Origin of the sequence: Lawsonella clevelandensis (genome assembly GCF_001293125.1) — a bacterium.
Lineage (GTDB): Bacteria > Actinomycetota > Actinomycetes > Mycobacteriales > Mycobacteriaceae > Lawsonella > Lawsonella clevelandensis.
Genome location: NZ_CP009312.1, coordinates 1,355,283 through 1,378,935 on the forward strand (window position 1 = coordinate 1,355,283; position 23,653 = coordinate 1,378,935).

At 60.2% G+C, this 23,653-nt stretch carries 20 protein-coding genes; 15 read left to right on the forward strand and 5 right to left on the reverse strand.

What is annotated here, in order from left to right:
• Window positions 1-46 precede the first annotated feature (46 nt).
• Window positions 47-379: a hypothetical protein gene (locus IY73_RS05730; protein WP_053962244.1), complete on the reverse strand. Its 333-nt coding sequence runs from the start codon at window positions 377-379 to the stop codon at window positions 47-49.
• A gap of 14 nt (window positions 380-393) precedes the next feature.
• Entirely contained in the window at window positions 394-1,749 is a 1,356-nt protein-coding gene (locus IY73_RS05735) for a family 1 glycosylhydrolase (protein WP_053962245.1), read from the reverse strand.
• 299 nt (window positions 1,750-2,048) lie between these two features.
• On the opposite strand from IY73_RS05735, the gene IY73_RS05740 reads away from it, so the two are divergent.
• On the forward strand, window positions 2,049-2,777 hold the full coding sequence (locus IY73_RS05740) for a response regulator transcription factor (RefSeq protein ID WP_053962246.1): 729 nt from the start codon (window positions 2,049-2,051) through the stop codon (window positions 2,775-2,777).
• Window positions 2,752-4,353 (forward strand): sensor histidine kinase, encoded by a 1,602-nt coding sequence (locus IY73_RS05745; protein ID WP_053979064.1) that lies wholly within the window; start codon window positions 2,752-2,754, stop codon window positions 4,351-4,353. The genes IY73_RS05740 and IY73_RS05745 overlap by 26 nt, the downstream gene beginning before the upstream one ends.
• A gap of 64 nt (window positions 4,354-4,417) precedes the next feature.
• Here IY73_RS05745 and IY73_RS05750 read toward each other — a convergent pair whose 3' ends face one another.
• A complete protein-coding gene (locus IY73_RS05750; RefSeq protein WP_053962248.1) occupies window positions 4,418-4,849 on the reverse strand; it encodes an HIT family protein in 432 nt (143 codons plus the stop codon).
• A 102-nt stretch (window positions 4,850-4,951) separates the two neighbouring features.
• Between IY73_RS05750 and purD the strand changes: the two genes are divergently transcribed.
• The 12 genes from purD to purM all read left to right on the forward strand — a co-directional run bounded on the left by purD (window position 4,952) and on the right by purM (window position 19,872).
• Window positions 4,952-6,277, forward strand: coding sequence for a phosphoribosylamine--glycine ligase (gene purD, locus IY73_RS05755; RefSeq protein WP_053962249.1), 1,326 nt, complete (start codon window positions 4,952-4,954; stop codon window positions 6,275-6,277).
• A gap of 110 nt (window positions 6,278-6,387) precedes the next feature.
• A complete protein-coding gene (locus IY73_RS05760; RefSeq protein WP_053979065.1) occupies window positions 6,388-7,524 on the forward strand; it encodes a glycerophosphodiester phosphodiesterase family protein in 1,137 nt (378 codons plus the stop codon).
• 53 nt (window positions 7,525-7,577) lie between these two features.
• Complete coding sequence (locus tag IY73_RS05765) at window positions 7,578-8,567, forward strand: glycerophosphodiester phosphodiesterase family protein (protein ID WP_053962251.1); 990 nt, start codon at window positions 7,578-7,580, stop codon at window positions 8,565-8,567.
• A 128-nt stretch (window positions 8,568-8,695) separates the two neighbouring features.
• A complete protein-coding gene (gene purB / locus IY73_RS05770) occupies window positions 8,696-10,141 on the forward strand; it encodes an adenylosuccinate lyase (protein ID WP_096334772.1) in 1,446 nt (481 codons plus the stop codon).
• Between the two features lie 39 nt (window positions 10,142-10,180).
• The gene (locus IY73_RS05775) at window positions 10,181-11,074 is read left to right on the forward strand and encodes a phosphoribosylaminoimidazolesuccinocarboxamide synthase (RefSeq protein ID WP_053979066.1); all 894 of its coding nucleotides are present in this window, start codon (window positions 10,181-10,183) and stop codon (window positions 11,072-11,074) included.
• A 128-nt stretch (window positions 11,075-11,202) separates the two neighbouring features.
• Window positions 11,203-13,425: a S9 family peptidase gene (locus tag IY73_RS05780; protein WP_053962253.1), complete on the forward strand. Its 2,223-nt coding sequence runs from the start codon at window positions 11,203-11,205 to the stop codon at window positions 13,423-13,425.
• 94 nt (window positions 13,426-13,519) lie between these two features.
• Window positions 13,520-13,768, forward strand: coding sequence for a phosphoribosylformylglycinamidine synthase subunit PurS (purS, locus tag IY73_RS05785; RefSeq protein ID WP_053962254.1), 249 nt, complete (start codon window positions 13,520-13,522; stop codon window positions 13,766-13,768).
• Between the two features lie 3 nt (window positions 13,769-13,771).
• On the forward strand, window positions 13,772-14,449 hold the full coding sequence (purQ, locus tag IY73_RS05790) for a phosphoribosylformylglycinamidine synthase subunit PurQ (protein ID WP_053962255.1): 678 nt from the start codon (window positions 13,772-13,774) through the stop codon (window positions 14,447-14,449).
• 28 nt (window positions 14,450-14,477) lie between these two features.
• Window positions 14,478-16,778, forward strand: coding sequence for a phosphoribosylformylglycinamidine synthase subunit PurL (purL, locus tag IY73_RS05795; RefSeq protein ID WP_053979067.1), 2,301 nt, complete (start codon window positions 14,478-14,480; stop codon window positions 16,776-16,778).
• Window positions 16,779-16,786: 8 nt separating this feature from the next.
• Complete coding sequence (locus tag IY73_RS05800; protein ID WP_192839641.1) at window positions 16,787-17,185, forward strand: sterol carrier family protein; 399 nt, start codon at window positions 16,787-16,789, stop codon at window positions 17,183-17,185.
• A 29-nt stretch (window positions 17,186-17,214) separates the two neighbouring features.
• On the forward strand, window positions 17,215-18,777 hold the full coding sequence (gene purF, locus IY73_RS05805; protein WP_053962257.1) for an amidophosphoribosyltransferase: 1,563 nt from the start codon (window positions 17,215-17,217) through the stop codon (window positions 18,775-18,777).
• A 15-nt stretch (window positions 18,778-18,792) separates the two neighbouring features.
• A complete protein-coding gene (gene purM, locus IY73_RS05810) occupies window positions 18,793-19,872 on the forward strand; it encodes a phosphoribosylformylglycinamidine cyclo-ligase (RefSeq protein WP_053962258.1) in 1,080 nt (359 codons plus the stop codon).
• 269 nt (window positions 19,873-20,141) lie between these two features.
• Here the strand turns inward: purM and IY73_RS05815 are convergent, their stop codons facing one another.
• Both IY73_RS05815 and ygfZ read right to left on the reverse strand, forming a co-directional pair.
• Window positions 20,142-20,351 carry a DUF3073 domain-containing protein gene (locus tag IY73_RS05815; protein ID WP_053962259.1) on the reverse strand — a complete coding sequence of 70 codons (210 nt, stop codon included), beginning with the start codon at window positions 20,349-20,351 and terminating at the stop codon, window positions 20,142-20,144.
• 113 nt (window positions 20,352-20,464) lie between these two features.
• On the reverse strand, window positions 20,465-21,724 hold the full coding sequence (gene ygfZ, locus IY73_RS05820; protein ID WP_053979068.1) for a CAF17-like 4Fe-4S cluster assembly/insertion protein YgfZ: 1,260 nt from the start codon (window positions 21,722-21,724) through the stop codon (window positions 20,465-20,467).
• 383 nt (window positions 21,725-22,107) lie between these two features.
• On the opposite strand from ygfZ, the gene IY73_RS05825 reads away from it, so the two are divergent.
• A complete protein-coding gene (locus IY73_RS05825; RefSeq protein ID WP_063665776.1) occupies window positions 22,108-23,643 on the forward strand; it encodes a cytochrome ubiquinol oxidase subunit I in 1,536 nt (511 codons plus the stop codon).
• Window positions 23,644-23,653: the final 10 nt, after the last annotated feature.

A 23,653-nucleotide genomic window follows, 5' to 3' on the forward strand; every position in this document is an offset into this window, starting at 1 on the left:
CGTGGGTACGCAGTAATGGGTGATAATGGTGTCCGCTGCCCTTATCTTAGAGGAAAGGCCGACATTCTTGCAGCGCGCGGATCCGCTTTGCGGTGCCGGGGGAACCTGTACCCAGGTGGGTGAGTCCCACCGTCAGTTGATCTTCATAAACACGATAAATGGTTTTCAGTTGGCGAGTTGATACGTAGAGGCCAGGAACGTGGTGGGCCTGCTGGGCGCTGGGGATGGGGGCGGCGGAGATGGCTTGGATGGCTTGGCGGTGAGCTTCCAGAATCTCTTCGCGGCCGTGTCGCTGACGCAGGGTGGGGTGGTGGAAAGGACAGGAAAAAGGTGGGCAGTTCTCGGGCGAGAACTGCCCACCTGTGGAGGTTGTGTCCACGTGGGGGTGACTTGCTACTTCAAGATGGCGCGGGGACCGTAGACCTGCGGCGGGTTGACGCAGGAGCGAAGGCCTTCGGATAGCGGGCAGAAGCGCAGCGGCGACTTCAGCTTGTAGTTCTGAGGAACACCGCCGTTCTTGGTGATCTGGCGGAAGGCGGCCGGACCGTCGGTGGGCTTGCGCTTGAGAGTAGGGTCTTTCAGCACGTCGACGGTGTAGAGACCGAAGCGGGAGTCGTACTGGCCCCACTCGTAGTTGTCGGTGATGGACCAGTAGTTGTAGCCCACCACGGGGTAGCCGTCAGCTACTGCACGCTGGATCCAGAACACGGTGTCGTTCAGCCAGTTGCCCTTTGTGAAGCCGTCGGGACGGTGTCCGTTGTAGCTGGGGATACCGTTCTCCACGATGTAGACGGGCTTGTCGGGGAAGGCATCGGAGAAGTGCTGGATGGCGAAGTAGATACCTTCCGGCTGGGGGTCGATCTTGTCGAACTCGGAGGTGGCGCCGTAGATGGCGGAGAGGTTCGAGAGGGCGACAGTGTAGTAGTAGTCGATGCCGACGAAGTCGAGTTCTTTCTCTACCGGTTTGAAGAAGAATTGGTCGGCAGCGGAGGTGACGAGGGGTAGGTAGGCTTCGTTGGAGCCGATGTGGGCGCGCTTGTCATACTTCTTGATGGTGTAGTACGCGATCTTGTGGGCTGCCTGCACGTTCTTCATAAAAGGGACCATGTCGGCATTGGTGATGTTGCCGATTTCCACTTCGTGGCCGAAGAAAACGAGCGGCTCGTTGAAGGTGATCCACATGGTGCCGTTGCCGGAGTAGCGCTTGGCGAGGAAGTCAACGAAGCGCTTGTAATCCTGCAGGGTTTTCTTGTTCATGAAGCCGCCCTGGTCCTGCACCCAGCCGGGGTACACGTAATGGACGGTGGTGATCATCGGGGTTATGCCGTGCTTGCGCATGGTCGTGATGACATTGTCGTAGTAGTGGATCTCTTTCCAGTTCCACTGCCCCTTCTTTGGCTCGATACGGGACCATTCCATGGAGATACGGAAGGTGTTGAGCCCCATCCAGGCGGCGTTGCCGAGGTCTTCCTTATAGCGGTGACGGAAGTCCGTGGCGTTCTTTACGGGGTTGACCTTCTTGGGGTCTTTCTTGGATGCGCGGTTGACGTAGCGCAGCCAGTTGCTGTCATAGTTGCTGCCTTCCACCTGGAAACCAGCAGTGGCGGAGCCCCAGTAGAACTTATCCCAGCCCTTGGTGACGTCCTTTTGGGCGGCCTCGGCGGGGGCGGCAGTGGCGAGGGGGGCAGCCAGCATGGCTACGGTAGCGACGGCGGCAACGAGCTTCGTGGAAAGCGAGCGCAGCTTCATTTCGTTCCTTTGTATGTTGGTGTCAGCGGCCTGACAGTGTCCGTTGCGGGTAGTGGACGGGGTGGGCCAGTGACGGACTCTATGTGCTAGGACGGTGGCAGTGCGGCGTACTGCAGTTGTGTAAAGAGTGAGGAGAGGTGGACTAGTGTCTCAAAAAATTTTGGCAACTTAGCGCTGACTTTAAGGTTAAAGAGACTATTACGTGCAGTTGTTTCCATGGATTGCCAGTTTCGGTGGCATCCAGTGAATTCCCAGCAATGTCCTAGAAACTGTGCAGCCACAGCCGCCACAATGGACGTATGACTGCTGCAGACAATGGTGGTTTCCCCGACTACACCGGTACTAAGATCCTCGTCGTCGACGATGAACCCTCCATCGTCGAACTCCTCATGGTTAGCCTGAAGTACCAGGGGTTCGACGTGGCCACGGCATCCTCGGGCGAAGACGCCATGGCCGTGGCCCGTCGGTTCCACCCCGATGCCTTCATTCTCGACATCATGATGCCGGGGATGGATGGATTCCGCCTGCTCTCGCGGCTACGGGAAGACGGACATGATGGCCCCGTCCTCTTCCTCACCGCCAAAGACGGAGTCGAGGACCGTGTCCGCGGCCTCACACTGGGAGCTGACGACTACGTCACCAAACCCTTCAGCCTCGAAGAGGTCATCGCCCGCCTCCGCACCATCTTGCGCCGTAGTGACCGCAGTTCCCTTGGACAGATCAGCAACCACCTCACCTTTGCCGATATTGAGCTCGATGACGAAACCCATGAAGTGTGGAAAGCGGGCCAGCTGGTCGAACTCACTCCCACCGAATTCGCCCTGTTGCGCTACTTCATGGTGAACGCCGGCGTGGTGCTCTCCAAAGCCCGCATTCTCGACAACGTCTGGGACTACGACTTCAACGGAGATGCGAATGTCGTGGAGTCCTACATCTCCTATCTGCGCAAAAAGATCGACACTGGAGATGTGAAATACCTCCATACGCTGCGCGGAGTTGGCTATGTCCTACGCGAACCACGCAAGTAACCTCTACGACACTGCCGCCTACCCGCAGCACGAGCGGGTACCCCTCGTCGCGCGCCTACCACTCCGCGTCTCCCTCACCATCGGCTGCCTTATCTTGCTGTTTATCGGCATTGTCGCCTCCAATGTGTTCGTGGCGACAGCCCAATGGAATACCAGCATGAACGCCCTCGCCACCGACCTTAAAGATGCCCGCTACGGGTGGGCCGCCCACCCCGGTGCACTGGCACTCGCACAGTACGGTGCCGGCGACACCATGCACGACCTCCGGAACGGACACAACCACGACGACGACGTCGACGTCGACGTCGACGACAACGTAGCGACCACCCCGCCGTCACACTTCTTTCTCTCCCTCACTTTCCCAGATGGGGACACCGAGATCTATAACGACAACCGTGCCCTGCCCGACGTCAGTAGCCTCCCGGTGGACAACGCCATTCACGAAGTGAAGTCCGAAGGCCCCGGGCCCACCTGGCGAGCAATCTGCTATCCTGTGGACCTCATTGTCGGCTGGGACAGCCCCGCCGGGCCTCGCATTGTCCCGGGCGTCGCCACCCTGGCTCTCCCCATGGATGCCGCCCGCAACTCGCTGCGGCGTCTCATCACCCTTCAAGTGCTGGTAGGACTCATCATCCTTACTCTGGCCGGAGGCCTCAGCTGGCTGCTCGTCAACAGTGCCCTCGCCCCCCTCCAAAAAGTCGAAGATGCTGCTGTCGACATTGCCACCGGAGACTATTCGCGCCGTGTTCCCCTCACCGGCTACAACACAGAAGTAGAATCTTTGGGCTACGCCTTCAACCGTATGGCATTACAGGTGCAGAATACCTTTGCGGAGCGGGCGTCTTCAGAGAATCGCGCGCGCCTCAATGAGAGCAGTATGCGCCGTTTTGTGGGGGATGCCTCGCATGAGCTGCGCACCCCGCTGACCGCCGTGCGCGGCTTTGCCGACGCTGCCCAAATGGGAGCCATCGATACAGATACGGCGCTGGAACGCATTAGTGAGGAAAGCAGCCGCATGCAGGTGCTGGTAGAGGACCTCCTGCTGCTGGCGCGTATCGACAACGACCGGCCCTTCGACCTTTCGGACATTACCGAAGTTGACCTCGGGACACTGCTCACCAACGCGGTCGATGCGGCACGCGTGTCCTGGCCAGAACGTGAAATCTCGCTACTGCTCCCCGAAGACGGTATTGCGGTGGGCGATGAGACGCGTCTCCGGCAGGTAGTGGACAACCTCATCACCAATGCGCTCCGACATGCTGGGACAGACGCTCAAGTGTGGGTGGGATTGCGCATCGACCACGACCATGACAACGCCCTCATTATGGTCTCCGACAACGGCATCGGGATGGATGCCGAGACCACCGCCCACGTGTTTGACCGCTTCTTCCGCGGCGACAATTCGCGCGCCAGAGACACTGGGGACCGCACCGGTGGACGCGGCTCCGGACTCGGGCTTTCCATTGTGAAGTCCCTCGTGGAGTCGCATCGCGGCACCGTCACCGTGGCAAGCAGCCCGGGTGCCGGGACGCAATTCGTGGTGACGCTGCCCCTCGCGGTGGAAAGCGACGACTAGACTCCGCCTACTGCCGGGGAAGGCAGGAAACACGCCCCAGCGCACCATTCCATCAGTGCACCAGCTAGAGTACGGAACCGTCTTCCCAGTTCACGCCCAGCTCTGCGAGGGCCGCCCGAATTTTCTCGGCTGCCTCGTCCATATCGGCAGCGGGAACATCGTGGGCGGCCTGGGAGAAGTCGTAGTCCGACATGTGCCAGGCGGGGAAGATGTGGACGTGTGTATGCGGAACGTCAAAACCGGCAATAATGTTGCCAGCACGCGGTGCATCCCATGCCCGGCAGACCGCCTGGCCGAGCAGCTGCGAGACTTCCGCCACATGCGTCCACACATCGGTCGGCAGATCGGTCCACTTGTTTACTTCCTGGCGTGGCACCACCAAAGTGTGCCCCGGCTTAAGTGGTTCAATCGACAAAAAGGCCACGACCTGCTCGTCCTTATAGACAAACCGGCCAGGCAGGTCGCCATTGATAATCATGCTGAAAACAGAAGCCATGCCTCCACCATACTCAGAAAGGGGTGCGGGTGGTTCTTTCCCCGCCTAATTACCCAGCTGAGAACTAGGTATCCTGGGCGTTCACCCATTAGGGTAAGGGGCATGCGAGTACTTCTAATCGGCTCTGGAGCCCGTGAACATGCCCTCCTCCTCGGTCTAGCCCGCGACTCGGAGGTCACCGACATCCACATTGCTAATGGCAATGCGGGAACTGACGCGGCCCCCGCCGGCTCCCATGCCACAGTCACCCGCCACTCAGTGGTAGAAACCTCCCGCAGTGGCTGCGTGGCACTCGCCCAGGACATCCAACCCGACCTCGTCATCATTGGGCCGGAAGCGCCGCTGGTACGCGGTGTCGCTGATGCTCTCCGCAAGGCCGGATTCAATGTTTTCGGCCCCAACAAGGACGCTGCCCGCATTGAAGGTTCTAAGGCCTTCGCCAAGGACGTCATGAAGGCAGCCGGGGTGCGCACCGCCCATGCAGAGATCATCTCTGCCGATTCGGAAGGCGTGGCTGCTCCTTCAGATGCTGTCATCGACGAAGCCCTCGACCACTTCGGCCCCATCTGGGTGGTGAAGGATGACGGGCTAGCTGCCGGCAAAGGCGTTGTCGTCACCGACGATCGCAAAAAGGCCCTTGCCCATGTCAACGAAGTTTTGGATGCCGGGAACCCGGTGCTCCTGGAGAGCTACCTGGACGGCCCCGAGATTTCCCTCTTCTGTCTGGTTGACGGCGAAACTGTGGTGCCGCTGTTGCCCGCCCAGGATCACAAGCGCGCCTATGACAATGACGAAGGCCCCAACACTGGGGGTATGGGCGCCTACTGCCCGCTGCCGTGGCTGCCCGAAGGTAGTGTAGAGCGCATCGTGAAGGAGGTGTGCGAACCCGTTGCTAAGGAAATGGTGAAGCGTGGCTGCCCCTACTCGGGACTCCTTTACGCCGGCCTCGCCTGGGGCAAGGAAGGCCCCGCCGTGGTGGAATTCAACTGCCGCTTCGGCGACCCAGAAACGCAGGCAGTACTTTCCCTCCTGAAAACCCCGCTGGGTCAGCTACTCTACTCGGTGGCTACCGGTACGTTGGTGGACCAGCCACCACTCGAGTGGGAGGACGGCTCTGCGGTGGTGGTTGTGCTGGCGGCGGAAAACTATCCGGCGGAACCCCGCAAGGGAGACATCATTATGGGCATCGAGAAGCTCGAGAAGAAGCACCCCGCAGCGGTGCTGCATGCCGGTACAGCTCGTGATAAAGATGGCAACTATGTGTCAAATGGCGGACGTATCCTTGGCGTGGTAGGCAAAGGTTCTGACCTCACCGCAGCGCGTGCCCAAGCGTACAAATACTTGGATCGAATCGACCTCGACGGAGGCTTCAGTCGTCGGGACATTGGGCAAAAAGCTGAAGAGGGAAAGATCTTCATTCCTAAGTAAGTGAACGTTCATAGGATGACTGCATATTATGGTGGTAGCGCCTGCCTCACGGAGGTAGGCGAGCTAGCCATGGAACGCCAGAAGCGTTCCGGGACAGAACAGGACCCACTATGAAAACTTCTCCGCTGCGTCGTGGCGCGACCCTGGCACTCACCTTGCCGCTAGTGCTTGGGCTCGCCGCGTGCTCCGATAACTCTGGTGACAAGAAGGACTCCACGGCGACCGTGACGTCCACCACTACTACCGCCGCCAATCACGTGAAGGGGCTTCCGAACGGCTTCGATCTGCAGGCTCACCGTGGTGGCCGTGGAGAGAACACCGAAGAATCCGCACAGGCCTTCCGCCATGCGCTAGAGCTGGGTGTCACCACTCTCGAATTCGACGTCGTGATGTCCAAGGATGGCGTGCCCGTCGTCTGGCATGACCCCGAGGTACAGGCCGAGAAGTGCCGCGATACCGCCCCCGCCACCCCCGGCGACCACTTCTACCCCTATGTGGGTAAGCTGCTCCACCAGCTGACCTGGGCACAGCTGCAGACCCTCCGCTGTGACAAGAAGCTTGCCAAGTTCCCCGCCCAGCAGGCGGCCAAGGATAACCGCATGCTGCAGCTGAAGGACGTCTTTGCCCTTGCGAAGAAGTACGGTGCCACCAAGGAGATCTACTACAACATCGAAACCAAGGTGGAAGGCGAGCACCGTGACTGGTCCGCAGCCCCCTCGGTCTTCGTCAACGCCATTCTTGCCGCGGTGAAGGACGCCGGCGTGCAAGACCACGTCATGATTCAGTCTTTCGACTGGCGCACTTTCCCCCTTGTGAAGGCCGCTGCCCCGAACATCCCGCTGGTGATGCTGTGGGATGAAACCACCTGGTTGAAGGGATCCCCCTGGATCGGTGATGTGAGCTACGAAGAGGTTAACGGCGACATCCTCAAGGCTGCCAAGAAGCTGGGTGTGCAGGTACTGTCCCCCGGCTACACCAACCCCTATGGGCTTCTCCCCGGCCAGCGGGAGTACAAGCTCGTCGCGGACAAGGAGTTCGTGCAGGCTGCCCACAAGGAGGGCTTCCGAGTTGTACCGTGGACGATTAACAACAAGGATGTCCTCGCCCAGCAGATCGAGGCCGGTGTTGACGGCATCATCACCGACTACCCGACCATGCTCCGCAAGGTCATGGAAGATAAGGGCATGCCGCTCCCCAAGTCCTTCACCGTAAAGAAGAAAACGAAGGAAGTCACCAAGCAGGACTAGCCCCTCTCCGGGCTGTTCCTGGGGCTTACCTCCAGACGGAAACGAGTAACAGCATGAAGAAAACACTCCTCGCCGCCCTCTGTGCAGCTGCCATGATTCCGGCATCTGTGACGCCCGCGATGGCCGCCCCCAACCCGGCACGTAACCTCCCCCAAGGGTTCGATCTGCAGGCTCACCGTGGCGGCAAGGCGGAGACCACCGAAAGTTCTCTCGCTGCCTACGAACACGCCCTCACATTGGGTGTCACCACTCTGGAGTTGGATATTTCCCTCTCCAAGGACGGCAAGCCGATGATCTGGCACGACATGACCATTCAGAAAAAGAAGTGCCGGGACACCGCTCCGGCCTTCCCGAATGATCCCGCCTACCCCTATGTGGGAAAGTTCATCACCGAGCTGACATGGCAGCAGCTGCGCACCGTCCGCTGCGATAAGTTCCAGGAACAGTACAAGGACACTCTCCATCGGGTACCCGGTGCCACCATTTACACCTTGGACGAGCTGTTCACAATGGTGAACAAGAAGGCCACCTATCCGGTGCACTTCAACATCGAGACCAAGGTGGTGCCTGGCAAGGAAAGCGATGCCAAGGCCTACCAGACAATGAAGACCATTGTTGATATGGCCCGCCGGCACAAGGTGCTGAACCGTGTCATGCTGCAATCCTTTGACTGGCGGACGCTTGCCATGGTGCGCAAGTATGCCCCCAGCGTGCCCACCGTCATGCTCTTCGGGCGCATCCAATGGGTGCCCTTCACCCCGATGAGCGGTCCGGTGAGCTACCTTGAGGTAGGCGGTGACATCATCAAGGCTGCCAAACAGCTTGGTGCGCAAGTACTGAGCCCCGACTACGGCAGTGCCGATGACCTCTACGCCAACGCCGCATTCTGCGCCCGTGCACACAAGGCCGGCTTGAAAGTCGTGCCCTACACGGTGGACTCGGAAGAGGCGATGCGCAATCAAATCAAGGCGGGTGCTGATGGCATCATCACCAACTACCCGTCTCGCGGGATGAAGGTGGCCCGCCAAATGAAGAAGCTCTAGGCAGCTTTTTATACGTTGTCGTGGCGCCGGTGCTCTGTGTACCGGTGCCACGACGCATATGCGGGGGACGAGTATCGATCCATCCCGAGGACTCCGTATTTTCGCTCACGGCAGGCATAATAGAAACCGTGGAAAAGAAGCAGAAGCCGCGAATCGCGAATGTCCTAGCCAATCGTTACGCCTCCCCGGAAATGGTGGAGCTGTGGAGCGCCGAACACAAGATCATCATGGAGCGCGAGCTCTGGATGGCTGTGCTGCGTGCCCAGACGGAACTGGGTGTCGGCGACCCCCAGGTTGCCGAGGAAGCCCTTGCCGCCTACGAATTTGTTAAGAACCAGGTTGATCTGGCCTCCATCGCCCGCCGCGAAGCCGTCACCCGCCACGATGTGAAAGCTCGCATCGAAGAGTTCTGTGATTTGGCCGGGTTCGAACAGATCCATAAGGGCATGACCAGCCGCGACCTCACCGAAAATGTGGAACAGCTGCAGATCAAGCGTTCCCTCGAGCTTCTACGAGGCCGCGCGATCGCAGTGGTCACCCAGCTGGCTGAAATGGCCACCACGTACAGTGATGTTGTCATGACGGGGCGCAGCCACAATGTAGCCGCCCAGGCCACCACCCTCGGCAAGCGTTTTGCCTCGGCCGCTGACGAAATGCTCGTCGCTATCGAGCGTCTCGATCACCTCATCGAGACCTTCCCGCTACGCGGCATCAAGGGTCCTATGGGCACCAGCCAAGACATGCTTGATCTGTTAGACGGTAATGAAGCCAAGCTGCGCGACCTGGAAATGGGTATTGCGGCCCATCTAGGATTCTCCCAGGTGCTTGACTCGGTTGGCCAGATCTACCCGCGTTCCCTGGACTACGACGTGCTCAGCGCGCTCGTCCAGCTGGGTTCCGGACCCTCCAGTCTGGCCACCACTATCCGCCTCATGGCGGGCCAGGAACTCGTCACCGAAGGCTTCAAGCCCGGACAGGTGGGTTCCTCCGCTATGCCGCATAAGATGAATGCCCGCTCCTGTGAGCGCGTCTGCGGTTTTCAGGTTATTCTCCGCGGCTACTCGGGGATGGTTGCTGACATGGCCGGTAATCAGTGGAACGAGGGTGACGTATCCTGCTCAGTCATCCGCCGTGTTGCTCTCCCGGACGCCTTCTTCGCGCTGGATGGCATGTTTGAGACCTTCCTCACCGTGCTGCAAGAGTTTGGTGCCTACCCGGCTGTCATCAACAATGAACTGCAGCGCTACCTGCCCTTCCTGGCAACAACCAAGGTGCTCATGGCTTGTGTGCGCCGGGGTGTGGGACGCGAACAGGCCCACGAAGCAATTAAGGAAAATGCGGTGGCGGTTGCCCTCAACATGCGTGAGAACGGTGGCGACCAGGACCTGCTGGACCGTCTTGCTGACGATGAGCGCATTCCGCTGACCAAGGAAGAGCTGGAAGAAGCTCTGGAAGACAAAGAAGCCTTCATTGGTGCTGCCCCCAGCCAGGTGCAGCGTGTTATCGCCAAGGTTGACGAGTGGGTGAGTCGCTTTCCTGCGGAAGCCACCTACCAGCCTGGCGAGATCCTCTAACCCCTTTCTGCCCCGTATCCCGAAGACTAGGCTGACACTATGCGTCCTCAACTTTCCGATTACAAGCATCTTTCCGCCGGTAAAGTCCGCGAGCTCTACGAAATCGATGGCAACACTCTGCTGATGGTCGCCACCGACCGCATCTCCGCTTATGACTGGATTCTCAGTACCCCGGTCCCCGATAAGGGGCGTGTGCTCACCGCCATGAGCTTCCACTTCTTCGATATGCTCGACTTCCCCAACCACCTAGCCGGTGGCCCGGAAGACGAGCGCATCCCCGAAGAGGTCCTCGGCCGCGCTATGGTCTGCAAGAAACTGGACATGGTTCCAGTGGAATGCGTAGCCCGTGGCTACCTGACGGGTTCTGGCCTGGTCGACTACAACGCCACCCAGCATGTGTGCGGTGTGCCGTTGCCCACCGGACTAGTGGAGTCCAGCCAGCTGCCCACCCCCATCTTCACCCCTGCTGCCAAAGCCGAGCTGGGCCAGCATGACGAAAACGTCACCCTCAAGCAGGTAGCCACCATGGTGGGGGAGGAGCTGGCCGAAAAGCTCAAGGACGCCACCCTGCAGATCTACACCCAGGCTGCTACGGCTGCGAAGGAACGTGGCATTATCCTGGCCGATACCAAGTTCGAGTTCGGCCATGACAAGGACGGCACACTGGTTATTGGTGACGAGGTCCTTACCCCGGACTCTTCCCGCTACTGGCCGGCAGAGAGCTACCAGGAAGGCCAGGTGCAACCGAGTTTCGACAAGCAGTATGTGCGTGACTGGCTGACCAGCCCCGCCTCCGGATGGGACCGTGCAAGCGATACCCAGCCGCCGGCACTACCGGAGGATGTCATTGCCGCTACCCGCGCCCGCTACATCGAAGCCTATGAAAAGATCTCCGGTAAGAGCTTCACCGATTGGCCCGGTAGCGCTTTCTGAACCGTTGGTATTCTTCCATTTTCCACAAGTGTGGAGCGCCGCCATGTGTCCCGCCTAGCCTCCCAGCCGGTCTGCCCCATCCGGGGACGGACCGGCTGGTGCGCACTCACCCCCTTTGAAAGACCACTGTGAGCACTTTTCAGACTCCCAACACCCCGCTAACCCCTCCTCGTGCTGCCCGCCACCCCCAAGTGCGGGAAGTGCATGGCCGTCGCTTCGTCGACGATTACGAATGGTTACGGGACAAGGCTAACCCCGAGACTATCCACTACCTGGAGGCAGAAAACGCCTATACAGAACAGCAGACTGCTCACCTGAAACCCTTGCAGGAAAAGATCTTCCAAGAAATTCGGGGGCGTATTAAGGAAACTGACTTGTCAGTCCCCACCCGGCATAAAGGCTGGTGGCACTACGCCCGTACCCAGGAGGGCAAAGCCTACAGTGTGGTGTGCCGTCTCCCCGCGGGCCCTGCCGATGCCCCCGATGCGTGGGAACCTCCACAGCTCATCCCCGGCCAGCCTGTGGAAGGAGAAGAAGTTCTCCTCGACTGCAATGAGTTGGCGGAGGGCACTGACTTCTTCGCACTGGGAGGTGCCAGCGTCACCCTTGACGGGCGCTACCTGGCCTACCTCACCGATACGGTCGGCGACGAACGCTACAACCTCTACCTGCGCGATCTGGTGACGGGTGAACACCTCCCCGAGGTCATCACCAATATTGCCCCCGGTGCAGAGTGGTCCAACGACGGCACCTATCTTTTCTACCAGCGCGTCGATGAAGCCTGGCGGCCCGACTCGGTATGGCGGCACAAGCGTGGCACCGACCCGGTCGAGGATGTGAGGATCTTCCACGAGCCGGATGAACGCTACTGGGTGGGTATGGGCTCTACCCGCGACGAGAAGTACTTCACCATCGCAGTCTCTTCGAAGATCACTACCGAACTGTGGTTCCTTGACGCCGCCACCCCCGCGGGTGACTTCCAGTGTGTACGCCCGCGTGAAGAAGGGGTCGAGTATGGAGTGGACCACTTCAGCCTCCCCGCCACCGACACCCAGCCCGCGCGAGACGGCTTCGTGGTGGTCCACAACGCCAGTGGCCCAAACTCCTGCGTAGCTCTCTCCGATACCTGGCAGTTGAGTGAGCTGGCATCCCTTAACGACCTGCCGCAACTCCTTCCGCATGACGATGCCGTGCGGATCGAGGACGTGGATGCTTTCACCGGCTACCTGGCCGTCTCCTACCGCAAGGACGCGCTGCCGCGCCTCGGCCTCATTTTCTTCGACCGCGCTCCAGCAGTGGGACAGGAGACGAGCCTGCTTGACCTCTGTGGGGAGATGCAGGATATCGAAGTGGGGGAGGAGCTTCCCAACATCGGTATTCATGCCAATCCAGAGCCGACGGCACCACTGCTGCGTCTCTCCTATGGTTCCTTCATCACCCCGCCGACGGTGGCTGATTATCGGCTCGCTGATGGTGCCCTCATTATCCGTAAGCAGGCGGAAGTGCAGGGTGGCTACGATGCCTCCCAGTACGAGCAAAAACGACTGTGGGCCACAGCTTCTGATGGAGAACGGATCCCCATTTCGCTGATTTCCAAGAAGGGTACACACGGTACGGATCCGTACCGTCCCGAACCAGCTCCGCTACTGCTTTACGGTTACGGCTCCTATGAGGATTCACGAGACCCGGGGTTCTCGGTGTCACGCCTCAGCTACTTGGACCGCGGGATGGCGTTAGCTATCGCCCATGTGCGTGGTGGGGGAGAAATGGGGCGACGCTGGTATGACGACGGCAAGCTGGACAAGAAGGTCAACACCTTCACAGATTTCATCGCCTCCGCTGATTACCTCATTGCGGAGGGCTACACTACGTCCCAACAGATGGTGGCCAATGGTGGGTCTGCTGGTGGCCTGTTGATGGGCGCAGTCGCCAATATGGCACCAGATCGTTTTGTCGCTATCGAAGCAGATGTCCCCTTTGTTGACCCTCTCACCAGCATGTTGATGCCGGAGTTGCCGCTCACCGTCATCGAGTGGGATGAGTGGGGAGACCCGCTGCACGACCCCGCCATCTATGACCTGATGGCGAGCTATTCCCCTTACGAGAATGTCACTGCTCAGCAGTATCCGGCGATCCTCGCCACCACCAGTCTCAACGATACTCGCGTGCTGTATGTGGAACCTGCCAAATGGGTGGCGCGACTGCGAGCGGTAGCGGGCCCCGTCACCGAGCATGAGATTCTGTTAAAGACAGAAATGAATGCTGGACATGGTGGCGTCTCCGGACGTTATGCACGGTGGCAGCAGACGGCCTTTGAGCTGGCCTGGATGCTCTCACAAACAGGCCTCTGAGCATTATAGAAACGAGCTCCTGCAGAGTAAACTGTGGGTGAAATCCTTGTTTTTTCAAGGTTCCACCGTGACGTCCATGTAAGAGGAGAAGAGCGTGGCTCGCGTAGTAGTCGATGTGACGATCAAGCCGGTAATCCTGGACCCCCAGGGCAAAGCCATTTTGGGCGCAATTAAGCGCCTGGGATACGAAGGCTTTGACGATGTTCGCCAGGGCAAGCACTTTGAGCTGGAGGTGGCCGATAGTGTCACCGACGCCCAGCTCGAGGAGATTGCCGAGAGCCTGCTCACCAACACGGTGATTGAGGAGTACGTCGTCCGTCGCGTGGAGAACGAGGCGGAATAACCTATGGCGACCCGAGTTGGTGTAATTACTTTCCCGGGCACCCTCGACGATGTCGATGCTGCCCGTGCCGTGGAGTACGCCGGAGCTGAAGCTGTGTCCCTGTGGCACGCCGACTCTGACCTCAAGAACGTTGAAGCAGTAGTTGTCCCCGGAGGTTTCTCCTACGGCGACTACCTGCGCTGTGGCGCTATCGCCTCCCACGCCCCCGTCATGCGGGAAGTGGTTGAGGCCGCCAAGAAAGGCATGCCCGTCCTGGGTATCTGCAACGGCTTCCAGATCCTCACCGAATCTGGCCTGCTGCCTGGTGCCCTCACCCGTAACCAGGACCGCCGCTTCATCTGCCGTGTGCAGCCCCTCGAAGTGTGCACTGCCGATACTGCCTGGACCAGCCGTTTCAACAAGGGCGACATTATGACCGTCATCCTGAAGTCTGGGGAAGGTCGCTACGTCGCCGAACCCGACACCCTGAAGATGCTGGAAGAAGAGGGCCGCGTGGTCTTCCGCTACGCCGATGAAACCCTCAACGGCTCCGCCAACGACATTGCCGGTGTGTGTTCTGAAAATGGTCGCGTCGTCGGCCTCATGCCGCACCCTGAGCACGCCATCGACACGATGACCGGCCCCACCACGGACGGCCTCACCATGTTTAAGTCCGCCCTTGACGCCGTCCTTTCGGTCTAGCGTTCCCACCGGAAAGGATTGATGAGAGATGTCTGAACAGCAGCAGCTTGATACCGTTGCCTACGCGGCAGCCACCCCCGACATGGAACAGCCCTGGAAGGAACTCGGCCTCAAAGAAGACGAGTACCTACGCATCCGCGAAATCCTCGGCCGTCGCCCCACCGACGCAGAACTCGCCATGTACTCCATCATGTGGTCCGAACACTGCTCCTACAAGTCCTCCAAGGTGCATCTGGGCTACTTCGGTGAGACCATGACCGACGAGATGCGCCAGAACCTCCTTGCCGGTATCGGTGAAAACGCCGGCGTCGTCTCCATCGGCGATGACTGGGCCGTCACCTTCAAGGTCGAATCCCATAACCACCCGTCCTACGTGGAGCCCTATCAAGGTGCCGCCACCGGTGTCGGCGGTATCGTCCGTGACATCATGGCCATGGGTGCCCGCCCCGTTGCCGTCATGGACCAGCTCCGCTTCGGCACCTCCGATGCCACCGACACCAAGCGTGTCCTCCCCGGCGTGGTTGCCGGCGTTGGTGGCTACGGCAACTGCTTGGGCCTCCCCAACATTGGCGGCGAAACCGTCTTCGACGACACCTACGCCGGTAACCCGCTCGTCAACGCCCTCTGTGTGGGCACCATGCGAGTAGACGACCTACACCTGGCCTTCGCCTCCGGCAAGGGCAACAAGGTTATCCTCTTCGGATCCGCCACCGGCCTCGACGGTATCGGCGGCGTCTCCGTGCTGGCCTCCGAAACCTTCGACGACACCCCCGACGAGACCGGTGCTAAGCCGCACAAGAAGCTCCCGTCGGTACAGGTGGGCGACCCCTTCGCCGAGAAGGTCCTCATCGAATGCTGCCTCGACCTCTACCACGCCGGTGTGGTCGTCGGTATTCAGGACCTGGGTGGCGCCGGTCTCTCCTGCGCCACCTCTGAGCTCGCTGCCGCCGGTGATGGCGGCATGCATGTGGATCTTGACAAAGTCCCCATGCGTGCCAAGGGCATGACCCCGGCAGAAGTGCTCTCCTCCGAATCCCAGGAACGCATGTGTGCCGTCGTTGCCCCCGAAAACGTCGATGCCTTCATGGCCATCTGCGACAAGTGGGATGTGCAAGCCACCGTCATCGGTGAAGTGACCGACGGTGACCACCTTGTCATCGACTGGTACGGCGAAACCGTGGTCGACGCCGTCGCCCACACCATCGCCCACGAAGGACCGGTCTACAACCGCCCCATCGAATACCCCGCATGGCAGGACGCCCTCAAGGCCGACACCACCGCCCAGCTGGCCCGCCCCGCCGACGCCGACGAACTGCGCGACACCCTCTACCAGATGCTGGCCTGCGAGGACCTTTGCTCGCGCCGCTTCGTAGTAGAGCAGTACGACCGCTACGTGCGCGGTAACACCATCGAGGCAGAAAACGCCGACGCCGGCGTGCTCCGTATCGACGAAAAGACCGGCCGCGGCATCGCCCTGGCCACCGACGCCTCGGGCCGCTACACCTACCTGGACCCCTACACCGGCGCCCAGCTGGCTTTCGCCGAGGCCTACCGCAACGTCGCCGCCACTGGTGCCCGCCCCGTCGCTGTCACCAACTGTCTCAACTTCGGCAACCCCGAAGAACCCGCCATCATGTGGCAGTTCAAGGAAGCCGTACACGGACTCGCCGACGCCTGTGCCTACTGCGCCATCCCCGTCACCGGCGGCAACGTCTCCTTCTACAACAAGACCGGCGACACCTCCATCCTGCCAACCCCGCTGGCCGGCGTGCTGGGTGTTATAGACAATGTTGACGACGCCATCGGGACTGCCTTCGGCTCCGCCCCCATGGAAAGCATCTTCCTGCTGGGCGAAACCAAGGATGAATTCGACGGCTCCATCTGGGCCAAGACTGTGCACCAGCACCTCGGTGGGGTGCCGCCGCGGGTCGATCTCGCCCACGAGAAGAAGCTCGCCGAATTCATGGTGGAAGCTGCCAAGGCCGGCACAGTCTCCGCCGCCCACGATCTCTCCGAAGGCGGCCTCGCCCAGGCTGTCGTCGAGTCGGCGCTCAGCGGCAACGTCGGTGTCACCATCACCCTGCCGGAAGGCTCCGACCCGTTCGTCCAGCTGTTCTCCGAATCTGCAGGCCGTATCCTCGTTGCTGTTCCCCGCGATCAGGAAACAGCCTTCACCGCACAGGTGGAGGAGTACGGTCTGCCTTGCACCCGCATCGGTGTGGTGGAAGAATCCGCCACCGTCACCGTGCAGGGTCAGCTCGCAGAGAGGCTGGAAGACCTGCGTCAGGCCTGGGAGGGTACTCTCCCCGCCCTGTTCGCGAACGCATAACCCGTAGCGTGCCCCGCACGGCACCGTCCCCGACGGATCTTCGCGCCGTCATCCTCAGTATCCTGCCCTGGATTGAGGATGACGGCGCTGCCGTGCCCCCACGCACCGCCCCCCACTACCGCACCATCGCAGAGGCGGTGCGTGGATCCGCACATACTCTCGCCGAGCTTGCCCCCGGCCACTGTGTGGAAGTCCGTATCCCGCCTTTCGTCGCGGTGCAATGCGTGGAAGGGCCGCGGCACACCCGCGGTACTCCACCCAATGTGGTGCAAACCGACCCCCACACCTGGCTGCGCCTCGTTACCGGCCAAGAACGGTGGGAGGACGTTGCCCCATCCCGCCTGAGCGCCTCCGGAAGTCGTGCCGGAGAGATCGCCCACTGGCTGCCCATAGTGCCAGCGAACTGACTAACGAGACGACTACCAAGAAAGGTACGATGAGTACCATGACCAGCCCCCTGGACGACCTGGGAGAGCAGAAGCCCCGCGAAGAATGTGGCGTCTTCGCAGTCTGGGCTCCCGAGGAAGATGTCGCAAAGCTGACCTTCTATGGCCTGTTTGCACTGCAACACCGCGGCCAGGAAGCCGCCGGTATCGCCGTCGGTGACGGCCACCAAACGATCGTCTTTAAAGACCTTGGCCTGGTAAACCAGGTCTTCGACGAGCAAACCCTCCAGGCCATGCGCGGCAATGTTGCGATCGGCCACACTCGCTACTCCACCACCGGTGCTTCCAGCTGGGAAAACGCCCAGCCCATGTTCCGGTCCACCGGCGAAGGTACTGGCGTGGCGCTGGCCCATAATGGCAACCTCGTCAACACCACCGCACTTAAGCGGCGCGCTGTCCAACTCGGCATCATGCCGGAAAATAAACTGGCCGGCTGTGCCTCCGACACCGACGTTGTGGCCTCACTGCTGGCCCATACCGCTGTCAACCAAGGGCTGGAAGAAGCCGCCCTGCATCTTCTTCCCAAAGTTGAGGGCGCCTTCTGCTTCGTCATGTGCGACACCGACACCATCTATGCTGCGCGCGACCCCTACGGGGTGCGTCCCCTCAGCCTGGGCCGGCTGGAGCGCGGCTGGGTGGTCGCGTCCGAAACCTGCGCCCTCGATATCGTGGGTGCCTCTTACGTGCGCGATATTGAACCCGGCGAGTTCGTCACCATTAATGCCACCGGCGTGCACTCGCGTCGCTTTGCCGAGCCGCGCCATGCCCGCTGTATCTTCGAGCATGTCTACCTGGCCCGCCCCGACTCCTTCCTGAACGGGCGCTCGGTCAATGCGGCCCGGGTGGAGATTGGTCGCAGCCTCGCCCGCGAGCACCCCTGCGATGGCGATCTCGTCATTCCGGTTCCGGAGTCCGGTACCCCTGCTGCGGTAGGTTACGCGCAAGAATCTGGTATTCCTTTCGCACAGGGTCTCACCAAGAACTCCTATGTTGGCCGTACCTTCATTCAGCCCTCTCAGACCATCCGCCAACTGGGTATACGTCTTAAGCTTAACCCACTGCGCGAAGTGATCCGCGGGAAGCGGCTGGTGGTCGTGGATGATTCCATTGTGCGTGGCAATACCCAGCGTGCCCTGGTGAGTATGCTGCGGGAAGCCGGCGCGGCGGAGGTCCATGTCCGTATTGCCTCCCCGCCGGTGAAGTGGCCCTGCTTCTACGGCATTGACTTCGCCTCCCCGGCAGAGCTCATTGCCAACGGCGTGGATGATGCCGATGACATTCTGGAAGGTGTGCGGCGGGCGATCGGTGCCGATTCGCTGGGCTTCGTCTCCCAGGAGTCGATGGTCAACTCCACCTGTCAGCCGGCCAACGAAATGTGCTGTGCCTGCTTTGATGGTCAGTACCCCATTAAACTTCCCCCGGAGAATCCGCTGGTGAAGCCCCTTCTGCACATGAAGGGTGCCAACTGTGTGGTGGCCTCCGATACCCAGGTGCCAGACGATCTGCTGGACCTAGTAGAACCTGAAGAACAGATCACCAACACCCTGCAGTAAAGAAGTGAGTGTCTCATGAGTGTGGAAAACCCCCAGTCGCAAGGGATGTCCTACGCCCAAGCTGGTGTCGATATTGAAGCAGGCGATAAAGCAGTTGAGCTTTTCGCACCGCTCGCCAAGAAGGCCACCCGGCCCGAGGTACGCGGTGGGCTAGGCGGCTTCGCCGGCCTTTTCGCCCTCGGCACCCACTACAAGGAGCCGCTGTTGGCAGCCTCCTCCGACGGTGTTGGTACCAAGATTGACATTGCCCGCCAGATGGAGATCTACAATACGGTGGGTCTTGACCTGGTCGCTATGGTCGTGGACGACCTGGTGGTGTGCGGTGCGGAGCCGCTCTTCCTGCAAGACTACATCTCCATTGGCCATGTGGTGCCGGAGACAGTCGCCAAGCTGGTGGAGGGCATTGCGGAGGGCTGTGTGCGGTCTGGTTGCGCCCTGTTGGGTGGGGAAACCGCTGAGCACCCCGGGCTGATGGCCCCCGATGAGTTCGACTTGGCGGCTACTGGCGTGGGTGTGGTGGAAGCCGCTGACGTGTTGGGCCCGGAGCAGGTGAAGGCCGGCGATGTCTGCATCGCTATGGCGTCCTCGGGTCTGCACTCGAATGGCTACTCGCTGGCCCGGAAGGTGTTGCTGGATATGGCCGGTCTGCCCCTGGATGCCCAGGTGGAAGAGTTCGGCCGGACGGTGGGCGAAGAGCTGTTGGAGCCCACCCACATTTACGCCAAGGACTGCCTGGCGGTGATGGCAGAAGCGCAGGTTCACACGTTCTGTCACGTCACTGGTGGCGGTCTGGTCGGCAACCTGGCACGCGTTATTCCGGATGGACTTACCGCCGATCTGGACCGCGCTACCTGGAACCCGGGTGCGGTGTTCCGTGTCATCCAGAAGGAAGGCCGCGTGGAGCGTGCCGACATGGAGCAGACCTTCAATATGGGTGTGGGTATGGTTGCTGTGGTGGCCTCGGAGGATGTGGACCGGGCCATGGCTGTGCTGACTGCCCGCCATATTGATTCGTGGGTGCTGGGCGAGGTCCGTGTGGCTGAGGATGCCAGTGCGCCCCGCGCCACTCTGCGTGGTAACCATCCGCGCTTCTAGGTGCGCCCGCCGCCGGCTACTGGTCATTTGAGAGGGTGACGGGTTCGGTTGGGGCTGCTGGGGGTGGTTGCAGGCGCGAACGTGAAGGAGCTCCGTTTGTTTGGACGGAGCTCCTTTATGTTGTAGTGCGTTGGGGGGACGTATGACTGGGGGCGTACGCCTGAAAAAGGGTAAAAGCTACCGTCACCTGTCTAGCAGGGTGAGGGCACGGTGAGGCTACTCGTCACCGAAAAAGGATGGGGTGGAAAAACATTCAGCGTGCGGGCTGGTCATTGCCAATCTGCGTATTTCTTGTACTGATCGTCGTCACCGTCATCGGCGTCGTCGTACTCGTCCGCCCACTTATCGACGTAGAGATCGTCATCCCCGGAGGAGCCTGACAGCTCACGCTGGAGGCTTTCAAAATCTGTCTCAGGAGAGTTGTACTTCAACTGGCGAGCAACTTTGGCCTGCTTCGCCTTGGCACGGCCGCGGCCCATGGCCTGACCCCCTTGAAATGTGGATGGCTCTCACTTGTGTGAGTCACCGAATGCTTTAAGTATGTTCCTGGCAACTAGGATACCGGTTTTCCCTCCAAAATTCCTTTTTCGCGTTACAAGTTCCTTTGCCGTGCCGAAGATCGGAAGTTTTGAACTGCGTCTCGGCCCGCACGGTGTTCGGCGGGATGAACCGAAAGCTCGCTGACGATTGCAGCGCTACCTGTACCTTCGTCTGTTTTCCAGGTGAGTTCGGTGGCGTCGTCCACCGTGCGGCGGATAAGCGCCAGGGCCATGGGGCCGTATTCCCAGTGGTCTGCGACTGTGCCAATGCGCCCGGCGACTTTTTTCTGCTCGGGATCCGCGTAGAGCGCTGTGCCGGGTGTGGGGCGCAATTCGGAGGATCCATCGAGGAGAAGGACGACCTGGCGTCGCGGCGGGAGGCCCACATTGTGAATCTTGGCGACAGTTTCCTGCCCTCGGTAGCAGCCTTTGGTGACGGATGCAGCGGCACCGGTGGCGGGGTCACCGACGGCGTCATATTCGTGGGGGAGAGACCGTTCATCCACATCAGTGGTGATTTCCGGTAGCCCTGTAGCGCAGCGTAGTGCATCCCAGGTCCAGCTGCCGGCAGCGGTGAGATCGGTGGCTAGCAGTGCGTCAACAACTGCTGGGAGATCTGCAGTGGGCGGGACGAAGAGCAGAGTGAGGGGAAGTCCACGGGGATATCCGCCAGCTGCGACGAGGTTGTTGTTCTCGATTATGTCGGCAATTGGCGCGGAGAGTGGCGGCCGGGGAGCAGGGGCGGGAGGGGTGAGTGGATGCTGGGGAAGGGGTAGACCGTTGTTCTCTATGGCTGTCGCAGCAGGGCTAGCCGTTGTGTTCTCAGGCGCTTCGGAGGTGCTCTGTGCTACGTCTGCTGCGTCTTCCGGTGCGATGGGGCCAAGGATGGCGGTGACGGTGTGGTCAGTTGCGGTGACGGTGACGCGCGACCAGAACATCATACTGGTGAGGTAGTCGAGCAGGCTGTGCTGGTGGCTCTGCGGAGTGGCGAGGAGGTATCCATCACTGGTGCGGGCTACCCAGCATTCTTCGAGAATGTGTCCGTGGGCGTCGAGGACGTGGGCGCGGCGCAGTTCGCTGCGGGTAATGGAGTCGGCGGGCATGTCGACGACTTTTTGGGAGAGGAGGGAGTGTAACCAGCTGGGGGAGTCTTCTCCACTGATGCTGAGAACGGCGAGGTGGCGGAAGTCGATGAGGGCACCGTTGTGGTGGGCGGAACGCTGCTCGGCGAAGGGGTCACCGCAGTGCCAGGTGGGGCTCTGAACGGAAGCAGGGCCAGGAACCGCATGGGGGAACTGGTAGCTGGTAGTCATAGGGAAAGTCTAGCGAGACTGCCGGTATGTGTCAGGAGTGTGGGTTAACTGCCGTCAAAAGTCAAGGAATTCAGGATAAATAAGGAGTAAAAACAGTAGTACCCCCGTTTAGGGGTGAGGAATTCCGTCTACAATAGTGCCAAAAATTCGATCAGCCTGAGTTATCAATTGTGACGCACGTCACTATAAATGCCGGTCACGAAGCTGCTGTAACAGTTCGGAAAAAGAAATCCGTTTCAAAAAGAACACTTAATGACAAATAATGAGACAGTCTGTCGCATTCAGGTTCATTTCAGCTGGCAGGCCTGTTAAATTTAGCCTAGGCCCGAAATGTTTCGGGATCGCCGCAATGGCTTTAATGCCTAGCAAACGGAGTCGCTTCAATGGATGTTTTAGACCTTTCCCGGTGGCAATTCGGGATCACCACGGTCTATCACTTCATCTTCGTGCCATTGACGCTGGGCCTCACGGTCCTCGTTGCCATCATGCAGTCTATGTGGATGGGCACGAAGAAGGAGGGGTGGTACCGCGCTACCAAGTTCTTCGGCAAGTTGATGATCATCAACTTCGCCCTCGGTGTCGCAACCGGCATCGTGCAGGAGTTCCAGTTCGGTATGAACTGGTCTGGATACTCTGCCTACGTCGGTGACGTCTTCGGCGCACCGCTCGCCTTCGAAGGCCTTATGGCTTTCTTCCTCGAGTCCACCTTCCTGGGACTCTGGATCTTCGGCTGGGGTCGTCTGCCGCGCAAGGCTCACCTTGCATCTGCCTGGGCATTCGCACTAGCAACCAACATCTCAGCCTTCTGGATTATCACCGCCAACGGATTCATGCAGCACCCTGTCGGTGCCAAGTTCAATCCGGAAACTGGCCGCGCAGAACTCGTTGACTTTGGTGCCCTGCTCAGCAACCCTGCCGGTCTGCTAGCCTTCAGCCACGTCATCTCCGCCTCCTTCCTCCTCTCCGCCACCTTTATCGCTGGCATCGCCGGCTGGTGGATGTCCCGCATCGTGCGTAACCGCTCCCTGCCGGGTGGCTTCGAGAAGGAAGAAATCGGCGAGCACACTGTGGACGACGCCGAAAATGTCTTCCGTCCGGTCTTCCGCCTCGGCCTCCTAGCGATGATCATCTCTGGCTTGCTCGTCATGGGCACTGGCCACCTGCAGATGCAGTGGGTCTTTAAGGATCAGCCGATGAAGGGTGCTGCCGCTGAGCTGGTCTGCAAGACCGAAATGGACCCGAACTTCTCTGCCCTCACTGTGGCCCCGGGCAACAACTGTGAAAACGCCAAGGAAGTCATTGGTGTTCCGCACGTGCTGTCCCTGCTTCTCGAAATGAAGCCGACTGGTGTCAAGGTGGAAGGTGTAGAAAACCTCCAACAGCAGTACGAAGACATCTACGGCCCCGGTGATTACCGCCCGAACCTCCTCGTTACCTACTGGACTTTCCGCCTTATGATCGCGATGGGCCTCCTCAGCGCCATTCTCGCCATCATCGGCCTGGTCGTCACCCGCAAGGGCAAGATCCCCACCAGCAAGCACTTCGGTCGCTTTGCACTCTTCTGCCTGCCCTTCCCGTTCCTCGGCCACTCCTTCGGCTGGATCATGACGGAGATGGGCCGCCAGCCCTGGATCGTGCACCCGAACCCCTCGGGTGACCCACGCATCCACCTGACGGTCGCAGAAGCCGTCTCGCCGCTGGAGACCTACGAGGTGTGGATCTCGGTGATTGGCTTCACCCTGGTCTACCTCATCCTCGCCGTCGTCTGGTTCTACCTCATGCGTCGCTACACCGTGGAAGGTCTGCTGGAGCATGACAAGGAACCCTTGCCCGAATTCAAGGATGAGGACAAGGACGGCTACCCTGACCACGCTCAAGACGAGAACGGGGACTCCACTCCGCTCTCCTTCGCTTACTAAGAGGAGGTTA

Excerpts from the sequence above, each read along its gene's own strand:
- IY73_RS05735 (WP_053962245.1), bottom strand. The coding sequence starts at position 1,749 with ATGAAGCTGCGCTCGCTTTCCACGAAGCTCGTTGCCGCCGTCGCTACC.
- IY73_RS05740 (WP_053962246.1), top strand. The coding sequence starts at position 2,049 with ATGACTGCTGCAGACAATGGTGGTTTCCCCGACTACACCGGTACTAAG.
- IY73_RS05745 (WP_053979064.1), top strand. The coding sequence starts at position 2,752 with ATGTCCTACGCGAACCACGCAAGTAACCTCTACGACACTGCCGCCTAC.
- IY73_RS05750 (WP_053962248.1), bottom strand. The coding sequence starts at position 4,849 with ATGGCTTCTGTTTTCAGCATGATTATCAATGGCGACCTGCCTGGCCGG.
- purD (WP_053962249.1), top strand. The coding sequence starts at position 4,952 with ATGCGAGTACTTCTAATCGGCTCTGGAGCCCGTGAACATGCCCTCCTC.
- IY73_RS05760 (WP_053979065.1), top strand. The coding sequence starts at position 6,388 with ATGAAAACTTCTCCGCTGCGTCGTGGCGCGACCCTGGCACTCACCTTG.
- IY73_RS05765 (WP_053962251.1), top strand. The coding sequence starts at position 7,578 with ATGAAGAAAACACTCCTCGCCGCCCTCTGTGCAGCTGCCATGATTCCG.
- IY73_RS05775 (WP_053979066.1), top strand. The coding sequence starts at position 10,181 with ATGCGTCCTCAACTTTCCGATTACAAGCATCTTTCCGCCGGTAAAGTC.
- purQ (WP_053962255.1), top strand. The coding sequence starts at position 13,772 with ATGGCGACCCGAGTTGGTGTAATTACTTTCCCGGGCACCCTCGACGAT.
- purL (WP_053979067.1), top strand. The coding sequence starts at position 14,478 with ATGTCTGAACAGCAGCAGCTTGATACCGTTGCCTACGCGGCAGCCACC.
- purF (WP_053962257.1), top strand. The coding sequence starts at position 17,215 with ATGAGTACCATGACCAGCCCCCTGGACGACCTGGGAGAGCAGAAGCCC.
- purM (WP_053962258.1), top strand. The coding sequence starts at position 18,793 with ATGAGTGTGGAAAACCCCCAGTCGCAAGGGATGTCCTACGCCCAAGCT.
- IY73_RS05815 (WP_053962259.1), bottom strand. The coding sequence starts at position 20,351 with ATGGGCCGCGGCCGTGCCAAGGCGAAGCAGGCCAAAGTTGCTCGCCAG.
- ygfZ (WP_053979068.1), bottom strand. The coding sequence starts at position 21,724 with ATGACTACCAGCTACCAGTTCCCCCATGCGGTTCCTGGCCCTGCTTCC.
- IY73_RS05825 (WP_063665776.1), top strand. The coding sequence starts at position 22,108 with ATGGATGTTTTAGACCTTTCCCGGTGGCAATTCGGGATCACCACGGTC.